The sequence below is a fragment of the Streptomyces sp. NPDC096132 genome (genome assembly GCF_044763345.1).
Taxonomy (GTDB): Bacteria; Actinomycetota; Actinomycetes; order Streptomycetales; family Streptomycetaceae; genus Streptomyces.
Genome location: NZ_JBIWGA010000037.1, coordinates 38,841 through 53,914, shown reverse-complemented (window position 1 = coordinate 53,914; position 15,074 = coordinate 38,841). Strand labels below are relative to the sequence as shown.

Genomic DNA, 15,074 nt, shown 5'->3' with positions numbered 1-15,074 from the left:
CTTGTGGACACGCCCCCCCACACTGGAGCAGTCCGGCATGATCACCGTCCTCTTCACCGACCCCCACGCCCTGCACCGCCTCGGCCTGCGCACTCATCTCGCCTCCCGGCCCGGCCTGGCCATCGTCGGCGAAGCGACCACCGGGGCCGAGACGGCCCTTATGCATGAGCGTCTCCGTCCGGACGTCGTGCTCCTGGGCAGCGGCCTGTCGCCCACGGACGTCACCACGACCGTCCGCCACCTCAGACGGACCCGCACCCCGGACTCGCGATCACCCCGCGTCCTCGTCCTGAGCTCAGCACCCCACGACGAGCACGCCTACGACGTCCTGCGTGCCGGAGCCGACGGCTTCCTCCCCGCCACCACCGCCCCCGACGAACTCATGGCGGCAGTGTTCACCGTGGCGGCCGGAGACGCGGTTGTCCCCCCGGGCCTGGCCCGGTCGCTCGTCCACGCCGTCCGCTACGGCCCCCGTCCCGAAGCCCCCTCGTCGAAGAGCCGGTTGGAGGACCTCACCGAGCGCGAACGCGACGTCCTGGTGGCCGTGGCCGCCGGCAGGTCCAACGCCGAGATCGCCGCGCTGCTCTCCATCGCCACGAGCACCGTCAAGTCCCACGTCAGCAGCATCCTCACCAAGATCGGAGCCCGCGCCCGCGTCCAGGCCGTGATCTTCGCCTACGAATCCGGACTCGTACGGCCTCCCCTGGCTCCCGCCGGGCCCTCCCTCTTCATCCCTCGCCGACCGACGGACCATGAGGAACCGACATGCACGTACTTCTCGTCGAGGACGACCCCGCCATCGCCGAACCATTGGAACGTGGCCTGAAGCGTTACGGTCACACCGTGCACCGGGCCGACACCGGACACGACGCCCTGCGCGCCGGGACCGTTTGGGACATGGTCCTGCTCGATCTGGGGCTGCCGGACATCGACGGACTGGACGTCTGCAGACAGCTGCGCGCCGCCGGCGACGTCCCGCTCATCATGATCAGCGCGCGGGACAGCGAGACCGACAAGGTCGTCGGACTCGAACTCGGCGCCGACGACTACCTCGTCAAACCCTTCCTGATACGGGAGTTGATCGCCCGCATGCGCGCGGTCCAGCGCCGCCGCACCAGCGCCCCGCCGCCCGCCCCGGAACCTTTCGAACCCGGCAGGCCCGGCGTGGTGATCGACCCGCCCGCACAAGGACGGACAACCAGCCGATACGGCCGGGTGGTCATCGACCGCCAGGCCCACCGTGCCTTCCTGGACGGTGCCGAAGTCGCGCTGCCTCCCCGGGAGTTCGCCCTGCTCGCCTTCCTCGCGGCGCAGCCGGACGTGCTGATGACGCGCGAGACCATCATGGCCGCTGTCTGGGACGTCAACTGGTTCGGCCCCACCAAGACCCTCGACACCCATGTCTCGGCCCTACGCCACAAGTTCGGCGACGCCCTGACCATCCAGGCCGTACGTGGCGTGGGCTTCCGCCTTTCGGCCGGCCCCCTACCGCCACACAGTCCTCCGTATCGCGAATGAATCGATTCATCATTTGGACCTGTTGAGAGTTGCGTGACCGGCCACAGCGTTGCGCGGAGACAGGGAGGAGGCGTTCGCTCAACCATATGCAGGCAGCTCGAAACGTTTAAGTACGTCTATTGACGCGAAATGTACGCTCTCACTAGCGTGCGTCGAAACGTTCCAACCCGGCGGAGTGCTGCGCCAGCCCCTTCCGTGCCAACGCGGCCATGCCAGGCGGGTTCACTGACAAGGAGGGAACGGGCATGCCTCTCAACAGGTCGGCCACGCGTCGCCAGGTGGTGGGTTCCGCTGCCGCGGCCGTGGTGCTCGGCATGATGAACCCGGCGCGAAGCGCCGCGCTTTCCGGCGCCCCGTCGGCCACGGCCGCCGGCGCCGAGGACGGCTGGACGGCGCAGTGGATCGGGCGGGACACCCCGCCGGCGGCACCCGAGCTGGGCAAGCAGAACCCCGCGCCGCTGCTCCGCCGGAAGTTCGGGCTGGGCAAGCGCGTCGCACAGGCGAGGTTCAGCATCGTCGGACTGGGCTACTACGAGGCGTGGATCAACGGCCACCGGGTCGGTGACCAGGTCCTGGACCCGCCGCCGTCGGCATACGACCAGACCGCGTACTCGCGCACGTTCGACGTCACGAACGCGCTGCGCAGCGGGGACAACGCCCTTGCCGTCACCTTGGGACGCGGCTACCTCAGCACCCCGGCGACCACTCCGGCCACGATATTCGGCCTGGCAAAGGCACCGTGGACACAAGAGCCCCGACTGCTGGCGCAGCTGGACATCGTCTTCAGCGACGGCACCAGGCGCCGAATCGTCAGCGACGACAAGTGGAAGATCACCGACGGGCCCACCCTCGACGCGCTGTACTTCGGTGAACACTACGACGCCCGCCGGGCCAGACCCGGCTGGACAAGCGTCGACTACGACGACTCGGGGTGGGAGGACGCGCACGTGCAGCCGGCGCCCACCAAGCAGGTGGTGCCCGCCGGCATGCCACCGGTCAAGGTCACCGACACCTTCGGCCCCGTCGGTTCCACGAAGCTGAAGACCGGCACCCGGGTCTACGACTTCGGCCGCACGACGGCCGGCTGGACCCGCATCAAGGTCAGCGGCACGGCCGGAACGACCGTGACCCTCATCTACGGCGAGCAACTGAACGACGACGGCACCGTGTTCCAGTCGGGCATGCTCGGTCCCGCCGCGGTCACTCACCTGGATTCCTACACCCTGGGCGGAAAGGGAGTTCAGACGTGGGAACCCAGCTTCACACGGCACGGTTTCCGCTATGTCGAGGTCTCCACCTCGGCACCGCTGACCTCGTTCGGGATCGAGGCCCGCGTCGCACACACCGCGGTGGCGGCGACCGGCCGCTTCGACTGCGCCAACCCGTTGCTGAACAGCATCAACGCCAATCAGCGTGCGTCGCTGCTGGACAACATGTGGGGCATTCCCACCGACACCCCCTGGCGGGACCGGCAGGGCTGGACCGCCGACGCCTGCCTCTACCTGGACTCGGCAGCCCTCAACTTCGATGTCGAGGGCCTGTACCGCCAGTGGCTGCGGACGTTCCGGGAATCCCAGCGGGCCGACGGCAGCCTGCCGATCATCGCCCCGGACCCCGGCGGCCTCCCCCTGTTCAACGACCCGTCCTGGTCGGGCACACTGATCACCAGCACCTGGACCCACTACCAGCACTACGGCGATGCCGGCGTCCTGTCCGACAACTACCAGGCCATGGCGCGCTGGCTCGACCTGATGCGCACCACCATCGCCGGAACGAGCGGTCTGTACACCGGCTTCTCCTTCGGTGACTGGTCACCGCCTGGCGCAGAGACGGGCGCCACCGTGGCCCTCAGGCCGCCGGAGGGCTCCCTGCTGACCGCCAACGCCGACCTCTTCCACGAGGCCCGTCTCCTGGCCCGGATCGCGAAGGAACTCGGTCACTCCGCCGACTCGGCCCGGTTCGACACCATGGCCGACGCCCTCGCCAAGAAGTTCAACGAGACGTTCTTCGACGCCGACGCGGGCGTGTACCACACGGCCGTGGCCGCCGGCTATCGCCAGACCTCCAACCTGGTGGCACTGGCCTACGGGCTGGTCCCCGAAGAACACCGCGACGCGGTCTTCGCCAACCTCGTCAAGGACATCACCGATCGAGGCAACCACCTGAACACCGGGGCCATCGGCACCAAACTGCTGCTGCCGGTCCTGACCGAGAACGGTCGCGCCGACCTGGCCTACGAGATCGCCACCCAGACCGACTACCCCAGCTGGGGCCACTGGGTGAAGCAGGGCGCCACCACCTCGTGGGAGACCTGGTCCATGACCAAGAAGGACCTCTCGATGAACCACCCCTTCCTGGGCACGGTGGACGACTGGTTCTACCAGCACCTGGCGGGTATCCAGGCGGCCGCTCCCGGCTACGGCAAGGTGCTCGTCGCGCCGGTCGTACCGGACGGCCTGCGCTATGCCTCGGCCCAGGTGACCACCCCGCGCGGCGAGGTCAGCGTCGGCTGGCGCCAGGAGAGGGGCGGTCTGACCCTCACCGTGAAGGTGCCCGCGGGGACACCGGCCGAGGTCCGTGTCCCCCTCCCGGACGGTGCACGGAGCATCACCACGGACCGGGGCGCGACCCGCACGGAGCGGCAGGACGGCTACGTCGTCTACCGCGTGCAGGCCGGAACCCACATATTCCGCGTGTCCTGACCAGGGATCGAGCCCCGAGCCCGCCGACGGGAACGGGTTCGGGGCCCGCCGGTCCAGGCGCTTCAGGTGGACTGGCGGACGACGACCTCCGCCGAAGCCGCGCTCTCCCAGATCGTGCGGCCGAGCGGAGTCCGGTGACCGTTCAGCTCCGCCTCCAGCCAGACGGGCAATCCCGTAAGACTGTCGGAGTCGGCCAAGCGTGCCGTCGTGAGCGCGGGGATCGCCAGGCGGCCTTCCACGGTGTCCTCGGCGCCGATGACCGCCACATCCGACGGAACCCGCCAGCCCAGATCCGCAGCCGCCGCCAGTACGGCAAGTCCATGGCGGTCATCGGCCGCGCAGATCGCCGAACCCGGCATCCGGCCCAGCGCCGACAGGGCCGCCACCGCCTGCGGCCGGTGCAGAGGCAGGTGGAACACCTCGGGCTGCGGCATCCCTCGCCTCCGGCATTCCTCCTGTATCCCTCGGAGCCGGTGCTCGGCCACCACTCGCCGAGCCGAAGGCTCCGGAAACGCGTACAAGACCCGTTCATAACCGCGTTGTGCCAGGTGTGCGACCTGAGCCCGGCCGATCGCCCGCTCCCAGGGCCGGTCCGCCGCCTCCGGATCGGCCTCGGCAGGGGGGAATCCGAAGACGTGCCGGGCCCCGGCGGCACGCATCTCCTCACAGGTCCGTACCCTCACGAAGGCGAACAACGCGACACCGAAGGGCTGCAACGCCGCCACCACCTTCACTGCCTCCGCCTCCTGGAGCAGCGTGTGCGTCACGACGGTGTAGCCGAGGTCGGACAGGGCGCCGACGACGGCGCCGTTCCAGCGCTCGCTGACATCCCCCACGAACGTCGGGTCGAGGACCACCAGGACGACGTTCGAGTGCCCGCGGCGCAGAGCGGTACCCACGGGGTTGCGCACATATCCGAGTTCGGAGACCGCCGCGGCCACGCGTCGCTTCGTCTCCTCACTGATCGTCTGGGACTCCTTGCCGTTCAGCACGTAGCTGACCGTGGCCACGGAGACCCCGCTGAGCTTCGCCACGTCCCGGATCGTCGGACGGCGTACCCCGGCACCCACTCGTTCAGCCCCTCTTCCTCGACTCCAGCCAGCGTATGCGCAGCTCAACGTGGTGAGTACCGAGTCCTCCCGGGCGGCGATTTACGGGTTCTCGTCGATGTTGAGCTTGACGATCTCGATCTTGTCGCCGTGCTCGGCGGCGATCGCCTCCAGCGAGGGAGCGAGCTGGCGGCACGGGCCGCACCAGGCGGCCCAGAAGTCGACCAGAACCGGCTTGTCGCTGGCCAGGACGTCCTGCGCGAAGGAGTCGTCGGTGACGTTCTTGAGAGCCATGATCTTCCTCCAAGAAGTCAGACGGCGGCTGTGGCCGGTTCGCCCGCGGTGTCGGTGTCGCTCAGAGCGGCCAGGTACCGCTCGGCGTCCAAAGCGGCCGCGCAGCCGGAACCGGCCGCCGTGATCGCCTGCCGGTAGGTGTGGTCGACCACGTCACCGGCACCGAAGACACCTGCGATGTTCGTACGGGTGGAGGGGGAGGCGACCTTGAGGTAGCCCTCGTCGTCCAGGTCCAGCTGGCCGGTGACCAGATCGGTGCGCGGGTCGTGGCCGATGGCGACGAACAGGCCGGTGGCGGGGAGTTCGGACGTCTCGCCGGTGACGGTGTCGCGCAGGGTGAGACCGGCAAGCTTGCCCCCGTCCTCGTGGATCTCGGCGACTTCGCTGTTCCAGGCGAAGGAGATCTTCGGGTCGGCGAAGGCGCGGTCCTGCATGGTCCTGGAGGCCCGCAGGGTGTCGCGGCGGTGGACGACGGTCACGGAGCGGGCGAAGCGGGAGAGGAAGGTGGCTTCCTCCATCGCCGTGTCGCCGCCGCCGACCACCACGATGTCATGCTCGCGGAAGAAGAAGCCGTCGCATGTCGCGCAGTACGACACGCCCCGGCCGGACAGTGCGTCCTCGCCCGGCAGGTTCAGCTTGCGGTGCTGCGAGCCGGTCGCCACGATGACGGCCTTCGCCCGGTGGACCGTACCCGCCGAGTCGGTGACCGTCTTGACGGTGCCGGTGAGGGCGACCTCGACGACGTCGTCCGGGACGAGCTCGGCGCCGAAACGCTCGGCCTGGGCCCGCATGTTCTCCATGAGCTCGGGGCCCATGACGCCGTCGCGGAAGCCGGGGAAGTTCTCCACCTCGGTCGTCTGCACCAACGCGCCACCGGCCGTGACCGCGCCCTCGAAGACCAGGGGCTTGAGCGAGGCGCGGGCGGTGTAGAGGGCGGCGGTGTATCCGGCGGGGCCGGAGCCGATGACGATCACGTTCCGGATGTCCGTCGCCGGGCTCACGCCTGGGGCTCCGGCGCGATCTCCTTGATCAGGCCCTCGACCAGCACCTTGATCTCGTCCCGGATCGGACGGACGGCCTCGACGCCCTGGCCCGCCGGATCCTCCAGCTGCCAGTCCAGGTACCGCTTGCCGGGGAAGACCGGGCAGGTGTCGCCGCAGCCCATGGTGATGCAGACGTCCGACTCCTTCACGGCGTCGACCGTGAGCATCTTCGGGACCTCGGCGGAGATGTCGATGCCGACCTCGGCCATGGCCTCGACGGCGGCCGGGTTCACGTTGGCGCCTGGGTTGGAGCCGGCGGAACGGACCTCGACACGGTCCCCGGCCAGGTGGGTCAGCCACGCGGCGGCCATCTGGGAACGGCCGGCGTTGTGGACACAGACGAACAGCACGGAGGGCTTGTCGGACATCAGAGGTCTCTCTTGTCTCACGACGACATCAGGCGCGAATGACATCATCACCTGGTGGTGTCAGCCATCACTGATGTGACAGTATCAGCCCATGATGACGTCAGTCGACACTGATCTGATCCGGGTTCTGGCCGACCCGCTCAGGCTCCAGATCGTGACCCTCCTCGCCAAAGAGACGCTGTGCACCACCCACCTCGTGGAGGAGACCGGTGCCAAGCAGACCAACCTCTCCAACCACATGAAGGTGCTGCGCGAGGCCGGGGTTGTCGAGACGGAGCCGTGCGGCCGGTACATCTACTACCGGCTCAAGCCGGACGTCATCGCCCACCTCGCCGGCCAGTTCGCCGACCTGGCCGAGTCCGCTCGCACCGCCGCCGAGAACAAGAGGGCCTGCCCATGACCGCCGCCGAAGCCGCCCCGACGGCGGAGTCCGCGACACCCGCTCCAGCACCCGCCCCCGTCGCGCCCGCGCCGGGTGCCACCCTGCCGCGCACCCCGCTGGTCGCCCGGGCCGCCGCCGAACTCATAGGCACGGCGCTGCTGGTGGCGGTCGTGGTCGGCTCCGGGATCCAGGCCACCGAACTGACCAAGGACGTCGGCCTGCAGCTGCTCGCCAACTCCACGGCCACCGTCTTCGGCCTCGGCATCCTCATCCTGCTCCTCGGCCCGGTCTCCGGCGCGCACTTCAACCCGGTCGTCACGCTGGCCGAGTGGTGGACGGCGCGACGCGGCGGCGCGGGGGTCACCCTGCGCGAGGCGGCTGTGTACCTGCCCGCGCAGATCATTGGCGCCATCGCGGGCGCGATCCTCGCCGATGCGATGTTCGGCGAGCCGCTGGTGAAGTGGTCCACGCACGACCGCTCGGCCGGCCACCTGCTCCTGGGCGAGGTCGTCGCGACGGCCGGCCTGATCCTGCTGATCTTCGGCCTGGCCCGGGCGAACCAGCTGCGCTTCGCGCCCGTCGCGGTCGCCTCCTACATCGGTGCCGCCTACTGGTTCACCTCGTCCACGTCCTTCGCCAACCCGGCGGTGACCATCGGCCGTTCCTTCACCGACACCTTCGCGGGCATCGCACCGGGCTCGCTCGCCGGGTTCATCGGCATGCAGATCGTCGGCGGCGTGATCGGACTGGCCCTGGTGGCCCTCATCTTCATGCCCGGACGACCGGCCGAATGAGCCACCGCACGCAGGTGGTGGTGATCGGCGGCGGCCAAGCCGGACTCGCCGCCGGCTACCACCTGCGCCGCCTCGGCCTCGACTTCGTCATCCTCGACGCCCAGACCACACCGGGTGGCGCCTGGCAGCACGCCTGGGAGTCGCTGCACCTGTTCTCCCCGGCCGCGTACTCCTCCCTGCCCGGCCGCCTCATGCCACGGCAGCCCGGCGAGACCTACCCCGACGCACAGCACGTGGTGGAATACCTCACCGACTACGAGAAGCGGTACGGACTGCCCATCGAGCGCCCCATCCGCGTTTCCGGCGTCCACCGCGAGGGCGAGACCCTACGGGTGGAGACCGACTCCGGCACGTGGCACGCCCGCGCAACTCCGAGGCCGGCGCGGTCGCATCGCCATCCAGGGCACCCGCGCGGTGCACGAGCCGCGCCTGCGCCTACTCGGCAAAGGCGACTGGACAGGCCCTGCCTCCGCCACCCTCATCGGCGTCGGCCGCACCGCCCGCGAGGCAGCCCGTGAGATCAGCACGCTTGTTTCAAAGGGGATGCGGTAATCCCGACTCGGGGCCCTTCGTCGTCAATGCCCCTCGTCGGCCAGGGTGAGCTGCCGGCGGTGGAAGTCGAAGTGTTGGGTCGGGTAGCGGTAGAGGTCGGCGATGGTCATGACCTCTCGGAAGAACGGGTCCCAGCGGGTGGGGTAGTGCATGGCGAGCGTGAGGTCGGCCTCCTGCTCGGTGTCGAGGCGGCGGTGCAGGGAGTTGATCACGCGGTCGAACGCGATCCCCGTGCGGCGGCGCCCGAAGACCTTCGCCCCGCCGAGCGGACCCAGGTAGTTGACGGCGTCGAAGGGCCTGGTCCCAGCGTTGAGAAGGCCGGCGAAGGCCCGGCTGACGCCACGCGGCAGCCGCCCGAAGATCCGCAGCAGGAACAGCAGCGGCCGGATCAGGATGTAGCCGAACAGCATGTGGAACAGCAGCTGTTCGTTGGTCCACCGGGTGCCGTCGGTGGGTCGGCGCAGGTCGTCCTCGGCGGCGTTGTCGAGGAGCCGGTGGAAGGTTGTCCGGGCCCGCTCCAGCTCGTCGTGGATCGCCTGACGATCCAGCAACGCGTTGTTCATCGGGCTCACCCGCTCTCCGCGGTCGGTCCCGTCGGCTCAGCCCAGGCTGCCGAGCATCTGTCCCATGGCGGCGACCACCGACGGCTCCACCTTGTAGTACACCCAGGTGCCGCGCCGCTCGGAGGTGAGGAGCCCGGCCTCCTTCAGCTTCTTCAGGTGGTGGGAGACGGTCGGCTGAGAGACGCCGACGTCGGAGATGTCGCACACGCACGCCTCGCCACCCTCGTGCGAGGCGACCAGCGAGAACAGCCGCAGCCGGACCGGGTCGCCGAGCGCCTTGAACATCCGGGCGGTCTTCTCCGCCTCCTCGGCGGTCAGCGGACGCTCGGTGAGCGGCGGGCAGCACGGCGCCACGACCTCGGAGACCGAGGGCTCCAGCAGCGGCAGCACCTTCGTATTCGACATGCATCTATGTTGACATACGTCGAACCAGAATGGCGAGGGGTGGTTTCCTTCGGGCAGGAGGGTGCGTGGGCACGCGGCCGGTCCGCCATGGATTCGATAGATGTCTATGTTGACGTCTATCGATTCAGGTGCCATGCTGGCTGGGCAAGACATCGACAAACGTCGAAACAAAGGGGAATCTCGTGGCTGCGTCCATCAACAGCGTGCTCACCACCGACCAGCTGCCCGTCGTGGTCATCGGAGCCGGGCCCATCGGCCTGGCCGCAGCCGCCCACCTCGTCGGGCGCGGCATCGAACCCCTGGTCCTGGAGGCCGGCACCGCTGCCGGCAGCGCGGTCCGCGACTGGTCCCACGTCCGCCTCTTCTCGCCCTGGGGCGAGGTCATCGACCCGGCCGCCGAGAAGCTCCTCGCCCCGACCGGCTGGGTCCGCCCCGACGCCACCGTCTACCCGACCGGCGGCGACTGGGCCGAGAAGTACCTCCAGCCGCTCGCCGATGTCCTGGGCGACAAGGTCCGCTACGGCACGACGGTCACCGGTGTCGCCCGCGCCGGACGGGACCGAATCGTCGACGCGGGCCGCGACGCGCAGCCCTTCACCGTGCACATCCAGTCCGCCGACGGCCACGAGGAGCGGATCACCGCCCGCGCCGTCATCGACGCCTCCGGCACCTGGTCCACCCCGAGCCCGATGGGCGCCGACGGCCTGCCCGCCCTCGGCGAGAAGTCGGCCACCGCCCGCATCTCGTACCGCGTCCCGGACCTCAAGGACCCTGCCGTACGCACCCGTTACGCGGGAAAGCGCACCGCCGTCGTCGGCTCTGGTGCCTCCGCCTTCACCGCCCTGGCCCTCCTCGCCGACCTCGCGAAGGAGGAGGACGGCACGCACGCGGTGTGGATCCTGCGGCGCGGCATCGGCGCGAACACCTACGGCGGCGGCGAGGCGGACCAGCTCCCCGCGCGCGGTGCCCTGGGCCTGCGTGCCAAGGAAGCCGTCGAAGCCGGCCACGCGAGCGCGGTCACCGGCTTCCGTACACAGGCTGTGGAAAGCGACGGCGACCAGCTCGTCCTGGTCTCCGAGGATGGCCACCGCCTCGACCCGGTCGACGAGGTCATCGTCCTGACCGGCCTGCGCCCCGACCTGTCCTTCCTCTCCGAGCTCCGTCTCGGCCTCGACGAGCGCCTCCAGGCCCCGACCGCCCTCGCCCCGCTCATCGACCCCAACGTCCACTCCTGCGGCACCGTTTACCCGCACGGGGTGGGCGAGCTCTCCCACCCGGAGCAGGGCGTCTACCTGGTCGGCATGAAGTCCTACGGCCGCGCCCCCACGTTCCTCGCCATGACCGGCTACGAGCAGGTCCGCTCCATCACCGCCGCCCTCGCCGGAGACCAGGAGGCCGCCGAGCGCGTCGAACTCACTCTCCCGGAGACCGGGGTCTGCGGCGGCGCGGGCCTCTTCGACGAACCGGAGAACGCCGAACAGCCTGGCGGCGGATGCTGCGCCGCCCCCACCACCCTCCAGATCGGCATCGGCGCCCCGGCCGCCACCTCCGGCGGCTGCTGAACACCCCACCCACACAACGAGGTTCGCCATGACATCCCGCGTACAGCTCGCCCTTCGCGTCCCCGACCTCGCCGAGTCCGTCGCCTTCTACACGAAGCTCTTCGGCACCGAACCCGCCAAACTCCGCGACGGCTACGCCAACTTCGCCATCGCCGAGCCCCCGCTCAAGCTCGTCCTCATCGAAGGCACCGCAGGTGAGGCGACCCGCATGGACCACCTCGGCGTCGAGGTCGAGACGACCGAGGCCGTCCACGCCGCCACCGCCCGCCTGGGCGAGGCGGGCCTGAACACCGACGTGGAGAACGACACCACCTGCTGCTACGCCCTCCAGGACAAGGTCTGGGTCCACGGCCCCGGCCAGGAACCCTGGGAGGTGTACGTCGTCAAGGCCGACGCCGACTCCCTCGCCAAGCAGCCGGGCAGTACCTGCTGCACCGGAACGGCGGAAGCCGACACCAAGGAACCCGCCGTCGCGGGCGGCTGCTGCTGACCCGCCGATGACCGACCTCCACACCAGCGGGTCCGTGACCGGGACGGGAGACCGGTCACGGCCCCGCGCCGCCCTGCCCGCCCTGTGTGCCACCCAGATCACCCGGTACTGGAAGAGACCTCGGTTCTTGATCAGCTGCATCGAGGTGATGCCCCTGCCCGTGCACGCGCTGCACCTCTGTGATGGCGGAGGCGATGCACCGGTAGACGTCGTTTGCCCGTCGGTGCAGTGGCATGGCCAGGTGGCATGGTCCTGCTGCGGGGGCCCGGATGAGCGCACGACCGAGCTCTGTGTACCCGTCGATGATGCGCTCGGCCGCTGCCGGATCGTACGCGGCGCCCTCGGTGACCAACAGCGGCTTGTCGCACAGCACGCTGATGCCACGGGAGACCGCCCAGAGAAGGTGGTCACGGTGGTGGACGGGGTTGCAGGCGATGACTACCAGGGAGCAGCGATGAGTGACGTGAGCACGGTCCAGTACCGCTTCCAGTTCGACTCGACCGAGGCCGTCAGGGTTGAGCACTCCGGTGCGTCCACCCGCAGCAGCTCTCGCAGGCGTGCCATGTCCTCGTCTCGGGCACGTTTTCACGGGTCCCGGGGATCGCAGATGACCGCGGTGCGGACCGGCCATCCAGATCTCTTCATGTCGAGCAACGCGGGGGCACGGTTCTCCCGACCCGCCCGGTGCCCCGAACCTCCGACCAGCAGAACCGTCGTCGTGCGGGCCATGTCGCAGCTCTCCTCTTGGATGTCCCGGTTCGCATGGCGCGCGTCGTGATTGCCGACCAGCCCTCCCGCTCCCGGGCAGTTGTGGAGAGGCGTTCTCTGCGGTACGGCGCCGTGTCTCACCTGTTGTCGTTCGCGCCGTACGCGGCCTCTTGGGCCATGTACAGCCGTGCGTATCGTCCGCCCGCGCCGAGCAGGTCGGAGTGCGTGCCCTGCTCGGCGACACCGCCCTCCTCCAGGGCCACGATGTGATCGGCCATGTTGACGGTGGAGAAACGGTGGGAGATCAGGACGGTCACCGCCCCGCACCGTGCCGCGGCATCGCGTGCCTGGGCGGCGAACCGCTCGAACAGATCGTGCTCGGCCTGAGGGTCGAGCGCGGACGTGGGCTCGTCGAGCACCAGAAGCAGCGGCGCGCGGCGCAACAGCCCCCCGATGTCGCCCAACTCACCCGATTCAGCACGCTGTTCGAAGCGGCCCGAGCACACGAACGGATGGAGAACCGCCAGTTGGGGAAGGACGCCATGCGAGGCACAACCGACCGCGTCAGCGATCGCGTACCTTGCGGCCCACCTACCCTCCCGGTGTCACCAGCCCCGTCTCGTAGGCCACCACCACCGCCTGTGCCCGGCTGTTCAGGTGCAGCTTGGTCATCGTGCGGTTGAGGTGGGTCTTGGCCGTCGCCTCGCTGATGGAGAGCCGGCTGGCGATCTCCGGGTTGGACAGACCGCGCGACACTAGTCGGAGGACCTCGATCTCGCGGGAGGTCAACGCATCCAGGTCGGGCGGGGGTGGGGCGTCGGGCGCGGAGCGGAGCTGGTGGGCGAAGGCTTCGACCAGCCGCCGGGTCACGCTGGGTGCGAACAGCGCGTCACCGCCGCCGACCGCGGCCACTGCCGCCAGCAGCCGCTCGGGACCTGAATCCTTGAGCAGGAAACCGGAAGCCCCGGCCCGCAACGCCCCATAGACGTACTCGTCGAGGTCGAAGGTGGTCAGGACGAGTACCCGGGGCGTGGGGGCGGCTGCCTCGGCGAGGATGCGCTCGGTGGCTTCGATGCCGTTCATGCCGGGCAAGCGGATGTCCATCAGGATCACGTCCGGCCGTGCCTGGGCGGCCAGCAGCACCGCTTCCTCGCCGTTTCCCGCCTCGCCGACGGCCTCGAAGCCGGGTGCGGCGTTGAGCAGGCCGACGAGCCCGGCGCGGATGAGGAACTGATCGTCGACGACGAGGACTCTGGTCATCCTTTGAGTTCGTCCCTCCACCGTGCGGCGGTCGTCGATGTCGGCAGGGTCAGGCGGACGGCGAAACCCCCCTCGGCGCGCGGGCCGACGCTGATCGTCCCGCCGTACAGCTTGGCCCGCTCCCGCATGCCCATCAAGCCGTGTCCGCCGCCCGACGGGACTCTGGCCGGAATCACCCCCTCACCGTCATCGATGACACTGACTGTCAGTTCTTGCTGGGTGTATTCCAGCCGCACGTGAGCGTCGGCGTGGCGGGTGTGTTTGAGGACGTTGGTGAGGGCCTCCTGGACGACGCGGTACGCGCACAACTCGACGCCGGGCGGCAGCGGGCGCGCGATGCCCTGGATGCTCAACTCGACGCGGACACCACCGGCCCGGACCCGCTGCAGCAGGTCGTTGAGACGGGTCAGGGTGGGCATGGGCGCGGCCGACTCGGGTCCGCCCAGGTCGTGTTCCCTCAAGACTTCCAGAATGCGCCGTAATTCCTCCAGTGCCTCGGTACTGGTGCTCTCGATGGTGCCGAGTGCGGTGCGGGCGGTTTCGGCATCGGAGCCGAGGACGAATCGGGCGAGCCCCGCCTGCACGGAGATCACCGACATGTGGTGGGCGACGACGTCGTGGAGTTCCCGCGCGATGCGCCCGCGTTCGGCGGTGACCTCACGCCGGGCCCGCTCGGCCTGTTCAAGGCGGAGTTGCTCGGTGAGTTCGCGGGAGCGGCGGACCAGCGTGCCGGACCACACCAGCACTGAGCAGAACAGCAGCGCCTGACCCACGACCAACCCCAGGGACAGCTTGTCGCTGATCACTCCGGCGTACACCCACTTCGCGGTCATCACGGCCGCGCAGCCGACGGCGATCCACGTCGGGTAGACCGACGCCACCGTGGCCAGGGCAAGCATCGAGCCGAACGCGGACGCCACCGGCCAGTACCCCAGGCCGATGTAGGCGACTCCGGTCACCTGCACGACCGCGAAGACGACCAGCGGTGCCCTGCGCCGCAGGGCGACGGGCAGATGCGCCAGGGCGAGCAGCGCATAGGCGTTCGTGTCGAGTTCCGGCCAGCCCTGCGCCACCGACGACTGTCCCAGCCGGACGGCCGCCGAGGTCACGGTGAGCGCGATCAGCGTGTCGGCGACGAGCGGCCTGGGCGTAGGCATGCGCATCGCCGCAGCGTAACGCCAGCTCCCACGCGGCGGCGTCAACTCGCGTCGATACCACAGAAGTTGCAGGATCGGTGCCACCGAAGTTGCAGCAGGCGCGCGGCTACCGCGCTTGGTGTGGCGGGAGTTCCACCCGCCGAGGGACGCGTCAGGTGCACTGCAGCCCCTACTGTCATGGCACCGCAGCCTTCCCGGAACCGCGGGACACCGCACAGTCCGTGGCT

Annotated in this window: 16 protein-coding genes and 2 pseudogenes; 8 read left to right on the top strand and 10 right to left on the bottom strand. The window is 69.6% G+C overall.

What is annotated here, in order from left to right; translation table 11 throughout:
* Positions 1-37: 37 nt before the first annotated feature.
* The 3 genes from ACIRF9_RS46575 to ACIRF9_RS46565 all read left to right on the top strand — a co-directional run bounded on the left by ACIRF9_RS46575 (position 38) and on the right by ACIRF9_RS46565 (position 4,220).
* A complete protein-coding gene (locus tag ACIRF9_RS46575; protein ID WP_403835896.1) occupies positions 38-826 on the top strand; it encodes a LuxR C-terminal-related transcriptional regulator in 789 nt (262 codons plus the stop codon).
* Positions 766-1,518 carry a response regulator transcription factor gene (locus ACIRF9_RS46570; protein ID WP_403835893.1) on the top strand — a complete coding sequence of 251 codons (753 nt, stop codon included), beginning with the start codon at positions 766-768 and terminating at the stop codon, positions 1,516-1,518. Before ACIRF9_RS46575 ends, ACIRF9_RS46570 begins: the two co-directional genes overlap by 61 nt.
* A 245-nt stretch (positions 1,519-1,763) precedes the next feature.
* Positions 1,764-4,220 (top strand): family 78 glycoside hydrolase catalytic domain, encoded by a 2,457-nt coding sequence (locus ACIRF9_RS46565; RefSeq protein ID WP_403835890.1) that lies wholly within the window; start codon positions 1,764-1,766, stop codon positions 4,218-4,220.
* A gap of 62 nt (positions 4,221-4,282) precedes the next feature.
* On the opposite strand, the gene ACIRF9_RS46560 is transcribed toward ACIRF9_RS46565, so the two are convergent.
* The 4 genes and pseudogenes from ACIRF9_RS46560 to ACIRF9_RS46545 all read right to left on the bottom strand — a co-directional run bounded on the left by ACIRF9_RS46560 (position 4,283) and on the right by ACIRF9_RS46545 (position 6,974).
* Complete coding sequence (locus ACIRF9_RS46560; protein WP_403835887.1) at positions 4,283-5,254, bottom strand: LacI family DNA-binding transcriptional regulator; 972 nt, start codon at positions 5,252-5,254, stop codon at positions 4,283-4,285.
* Between the two features lie 120 nt (positions 5,255-5,374).
* Positions 5,375-5,563, bottom strand: a pseudogene (locus ACIRF9_RS46555) (thioredoxin family protein); the annotation flags it as partial.
* A 17-nt stretch (positions 5,564-5,580) separates the two neighbouring features.
* Entirely contained in the window at positions 5,581-6,564 is a 984-nt protein-coding gene (gene trxB, locus ACIRF9_RS46550) for a thioredoxin-disulfide reductase (protein ID WP_403835884.1), read from the bottom strand.
* Complete coding sequence (locus ACIRF9_RS46545) at positions 6,561-6,974, bottom strand: arsenate reductase ArsC (protein WP_362069058.1); 414 nt, start codon at positions 6,972-6,974, stop codon at positions 6,561-6,563. The genes trxB and ACIRF9_RS46545 overlap by 4 nt, the downstream gene beginning before the upstream one ends.
* Before the next feature lie 91 nt (positions 6,975-7,065).
* Here ACIRF9_RS46545 and ACIRF9_RS46540 point away from each other — a divergent pair, with 91 nt between their 5' ends.
* The 3 genes and pseudogenes from ACIRF9_RS46540 to ACIRF9_RS46530 all read left to right on the top strand — a co-directional run.
* Positions 7,066-7,374 carry an ArsR/SmtB family transcription factor gene (locus ACIRF9_RS46540; RefSeq protein ID WP_403835881.1) on the top strand — a complete coding sequence of 103 codons (309 nt, stop codon included), beginning with the start codon at positions 7,066-7,068 and terminating at the stop codon, positions 7,372-7,374.
* Positions 7,371-8,150: an aquaporin gene (locus ACIRF9_RS46535; protein ID WP_403835878.1), complete on the top strand. Its 780-nt coding sequence runs from the start codon at positions 7,371-7,373 to the stop codon at positions 8,148-8,150. The genes ACIRF9_RS46540 and ACIRF9_RS46535 overlap by 4 nt, the downstream gene beginning before the upstream one ends.
* Positions 8,147-8,518: pseudogene (locus tag ACIRF9_RS46530) on the top strand (FAD-dependent oxidoreductase); the annotation flags it as partial. The gene ACIRF9_RS46535 and the pseudogene ACIRF9_RS46530, both read left to right, overlap by 4 nt.
* A gap of 207 nt (positions 8,519-8,725) precedes the next feature.
* Here ACIRF9_RS46530 and ACIRF9_RS46525 read toward each other — a convergent pair.
* Positions 8,726-9,265 (bottom strand): DinB family protein, encoded by a 540-nt coding sequence (locus tag ACIRF9_RS46525; protein WP_403835875.1) that lies wholly within the window; start codon positions 9,263-9,265, stop codon positions 8,726-8,728.
* Positions 9,266-9,301: 36 nt separating this feature from the next.
* Positions 9,302-9,670, bottom strand: a complete 369-nt coding sequence (locus ACIRF9_RS46520; RefSeq protein WP_403835871.1) for an ArsR/SmtB family transcription factor — start codon at positions 9,668-9,670, stop codon at positions 9,302-9,304.
* 182 nt (positions 9,671-9,852) lie between these two features.
* Here ACIRF9_RS46520 and ACIRF9_RS46515 point away from each other — a divergent pair, with 182 nt between their 5' ends.
* Together ACIRF9_RS46515 and ACIRF9_RS46510 are read left to right on the top strand one after the other, a co-directional pair.
* On the top strand, positions 9,853-11,232 hold the full coding sequence (locus tag ACIRF9_RS46515) for an NAD(P)-binding domain-containing protein (RefSeq protein WP_403835868.1): 1,380 nt from the start codon (positions 9,853-9,855) through the stop codon (positions 11,230-11,232).
* A 28-nt stretch (positions 11,233-11,260) separates the two neighbouring features.
* Positions 11,261-11,722 carry an ArsI/CadI family heavy metal resistance metalloenzyme gene (locus tag ACIRF9_RS46510; protein WP_403835865.1) on the top strand — a complete coding sequence of 154 codons (462 nt, stop codon included), beginning with the start codon at positions 11,261-11,263 and terminating at the stop codon, positions 11,720-11,722.
* A gap of 438 nt (positions 11,723-12,160) precedes the next feature.
* Here the strand turns inward: ACIRF9_RS46510 and ACIRF9_RS46505 are convergent, their stop codons facing one another.
* The 4 genes from ACIRF9_RS46505 to ACIRF9_RS46490 all read right to left on the bottom strand — a co-directional run bounded on the left by ACIRF9_RS46505 (position 12,161) and on the right by ACIRF9_RS46490 (position 14,853).
* A complete protein-coding gene (locus ACIRF9_RS46505; RefSeq protein ID WP_403835966.1) occupies positions 12,161-12,286 on the bottom strand; it encodes a hypothetical protein in 126 nt (41 codons plus the stop codon).
* 281 nt (positions 12,287-12,567) lie between these two features.
* Positions 12,568-12,894 carry a hypothetical protein gene (locus ACIRF9_RS46500; protein WP_403835862.1) on the bottom strand — a complete coding sequence of 109 codons (327 nt, stop codon included), beginning with the start codon at positions 12,892-12,894 and terminating at the stop codon, positions 12,568-12,570.
* Positions 12,895-13,021: 127 nt separating this feature from the next.
* The gene (locus tag ACIRF9_RS46495; RefSeq protein WP_403835859.1) at positions 13,022-13,690 is read right to left on the bottom strand and encodes a response regulator; all 669 of its coding nucleotides are present in this window, start codon (positions 13,688-13,690) and stop codon (positions 13,022-13,024) included.
* Positions 13,687-14,853 carry a sensor histidine kinase gene (locus ACIRF9_RS46490; RefSeq protein WP_403835856.1) on the bottom strand — a complete coding sequence of 389 codons (1,167 nt, stop codon included), beginning with the start codon at positions 14,851-14,853 and terminating at the stop codon, positions 13,687-13,689. The genes ACIRF9_RS46495 and ACIRF9_RS46490 overlap by 4 nt, the downstream gene beginning before the upstream one ends.
* Between the last annotated feature and the right edge of the window lie 221 nt (positions 14,854-15,074).

What these genes read in the sequence shown, in the direction of transcription:
- ACIRF9_RS46575 (WP_403835896.1), top strand. Translation starts at nt 38, where the DNA reads ATGATCACCGTCCTCTTCACCGACCCCCACGCCCTGCACCGCCTCGGC.
- ACIRF9_RS46570 (WP_403835893.1), top strand. Translation starts at nt 766, where the DNA reads ATGCACGTACTTCTCGTCGAGGACGACCCCGCCATCGCCGAACCATTG.
- ACIRF9_RS46565 (WP_403835890.1), top strand. Translation starts at nt 1,764, where the DNA reads ATGCCTCTCAACAGGTCGGCCACGCGTCGCCAGGTGGTGGGTTCCGCT.
- ACIRF9_RS46545 (WP_362069058.1), bottom strand. Translation starts at nt 6,974, where the DNA reads ATGTCCGACAAGCCCTCCGTGCTGTTCGTCTGTGTCCACAACGCCGGC.
- ACIRF9_RS46540 (WP_403835881.1), top strand. Translation starts at nt 7,066, where the DNA reads ATGATGACGTCAGTCGACACTGATCTGATCCGGGTTCTGGCCGACCCG.
- ACIRF9_RS46535 (WP_403835878.1), top strand. Translation starts at nt 7,371, where the DNA reads ATGACCGCCGCCGAAGCCGCCCCGACGGCGGAGTCCGCGACACCCGCT.
- ACIRF9_RS46525 (WP_403835875.1), bottom strand. Translation starts at nt 9,265, where the DNA reads ATGAACAACGCGTTGCTGGATCGTCAGGCGATCCACGACGAGCTGGAG.
- ACIRF9_RS46520 (WP_403835871.1), bottom strand. Translation starts at nt 9,670, where the DNA reads ATGTCGAATACGAAGGTGCTGCCGCTGCTGGAGCCCTCGGTCTCCGAG.
- ACIRF9_RS46510 (WP_403835865.1), top strand. Translation starts at nt 11,261, where the DNA reads ATGACATCCCGCGTACAGCTCGCCCTTCGCGTCCCCGACCTCGCCGAG.
- ACIRF9_RS46505 (WP_403835966.1), bottom strand. Translation starts at nt 12,286, where the DNA reads ATGGCACGCCTGCGAGAGCTGCTGCGGGTGGACGCACCGGAGTGCTCA.
- ACIRF9_RS46495 (WP_403835859.1), bottom strand. Translation starts at nt 13,690, where the DNA reads ATGACCAGAGTCCTCGTCGTCGACGATCAGTTCCTCATCCGCGCCGGG.
- ACIRF9_RS46490 (WP_403835856.1), bottom strand. Translation starts at nt 14,853, where the DNA reads ATGCGCATGCCTACGCCCAGGCCGCTCGTCGCCGACACGCTGATCGCG.